We start from the raw sequence: 2198 nt of genomic DNA, 5'->3' as shown, positions 1-2198 counted from the left end.
ATATTATAGAATCAACTTGAAATATTACTGAAGTTGATTTTTTAGGATAAATATAAAAAATTAACTCTCCATTTTTATCTGAAGTGATAGAAAAGTATTTCTGATCAGAAGAAAGGCTTTTAATTTCGACAGGTTTTTCTTTATCGGAATGATAAATACTAACCAATCCAAAATAAGCACCTTTTTTCTCAAGGATATCAACGGAAACATTCGGTAATGGTTTTCCTTCTTTATTTCTGACTAATGCAATTGCCTTAATACAATCACCATTAGGTGGAGTGCTATCATAATCTAATATTTGCAAGAATTCTTTTTCAAAATATATTGATATAGATCTTTCATCGATTGATAGATTATTTTTCATATCATTTCCTTATCTCAAAGATTTTTTATTATATCAAAATACAATAGTTGACAGTTTTTTTATAAAGGATCACATCCATCATTATCATCATGAGCCTGGTTTGGTAATACGGTATTAATTTGAGTAGTCCATTTTTTACTATACGTTTTAGAACCATCGCTATTTTCGATATAGTAATCAAAAGAAAGTGTCCCTAACCCTTTGGAGAATGAAGGCCCAGCGCGGTTAATGTCACAGTATGGGATATTAACTACAACATGGCCGGTTTGTTTTCCAGAATCAGCAGTAGATAACGAAAACTGATAACTTTTATGAGTATTTCTGGATGTTGGGGTTTTGATATAAACATTCAAATATCCCGTGCTACCGAGTTGTGGTAGATTTTTATTATTTTGATCATTCGTTCCCATAATCACTACATATAACCCTGTCACCCCCTTAGCACTTTGACCAGATTTTTTGTTACGATTTATCATACTTAGGATAATGCCATGCCACTCAAAGGTTTCATTTTCTTCACTATATACATCAATGGGAAGTGTTGCATGGCTGGTATATACTTTAACTTTATCGTAGACTTCGTTGTTAGATGAGTCGTTACCAACATATTCTAATGTAATTGGATAAGACTTCCTTACTCTACCTTCTATAGGAGAAATAAGATAATAAAATTCGCCCCGTTCGTTAATGGGTAAGTCACTGTATGACAAGCTAAAAGCCTTACCTGGCAACTCATTAACATTATTAACCTTATATATAGGTTCAAGTAACTTTGGTTCATCGTGTGAGCCACTTCTTATAAAAAACAGGATCCCATCTGTCGCATAAATAGGTTGATAAGCTGGTATTTGCGCATGAAAATATTTTGAAGAAGAAGTTAAATCCTGCTTAATTATATTACCTTCTCCCATTTCTTGTATCGTTGGACTACCTAGTTCAAATGGGAGATTATGAGGAGAATTAATAACATACAGAGTATAAGCTTGCGTAAATCCAGTAACATTAAGTATTGCTGTTGTCAAATCAAGCCTGATTTGTGTATATTTTATGGGATAGATACGGAATCTAATTTCTCCTTTTGAATCAGAATAGACAGTAATAAAATCAATTTTATTATAGGATTGAAGCGCAATAGGTTGAGGTGATTTATCATCTGTAGCAAAAACAACTAGATTTAATTTCTTGGGTTGTGAAGAAGAAATAGTCACGGCAACATTTTTCAATGGTTCACCATCATCTCCAGTAATTATCGAACTCATTAAAATATATTCACTACTGGGATCATCAATATTATTATCAATGGTTGGTGTTACCAAATAATTTTTATTATGTTCAAGTGAGATGGTTTTATAAGGGCTAAATGTCTTTGCTGTATAGGTGATATTTAATGATGTCACCTCTGGTACATCTAAGCCTGAATATGAAACCGCATGAACATTATAATTTATTAATTTTTTTGGCAAAATATTACTCTTAACATTCAGCAGAAATATCGCACTACCTCCTGTTTTATCTTTTGTGGGTGTCCAATCAACATGACGCATCACTTCAATCACCGTTGGATCATTTTTTATTGAAATACTTTGAATATTTTCTATTATTTTCGGATCTGCTATAAGTGACACTGTCAGATAAACAGATTGGCCAATAATAATATCTGAATTATCCGGTATAGATACACAAAGTTTTCCTGGCAGGCAAGAGGCTGATAATTTTATCATATTATTTTCAATATTCATTTTTTCACCTTGGAATCCATATAATTTAGCCAAACATATATACCCATCATCATTATAGGCACTTGATATATAACTCTAATCAGGCACACCAATTA

Annotated in this window: 2 protein-coding genes; both read right to left on the bottom strand. The window is 32.1% G+C overall.

Translation table 11 applies throughout. The features are described 5' to 3' along the window. A partial coding sequence (locus tag IQ211_RS18925) for a hypothetical protein (RefSeq protein ID WP_193836460.1) occupies positions 1-364 on the bottom strand: 364 nt, incomplete at its 3' end. A gap of 59 nt (positions 365-423) precedes the next feature. After that, a complete protein-coding gene (locus tag IQ211_RS18920) occupies positions 424-2103 on the bottom strand; it encodes a hypothetical protein (protein ID WP_189760062.1) in 1680 nt (559 codons plus the stop codon). Positions 2104-2198 lie beyond the last annotated feature (95 nt).

The organism is Xenorhabdus griffiniae, assembly GCF_015163655.1.
Taxonomy (GTDB): Bacteria; Pseudomonadota; Gammaproteobacteria; order Enterobacterales; family Enterobacteriaceae; genus Xenorhabdus; species Xenorhabdus griffiniae.
The sequence above is the reverse complement of the archived record's forward strand: the minus strand, read 5'-3'. Positions and strand labels throughout refer to the sequence as shown.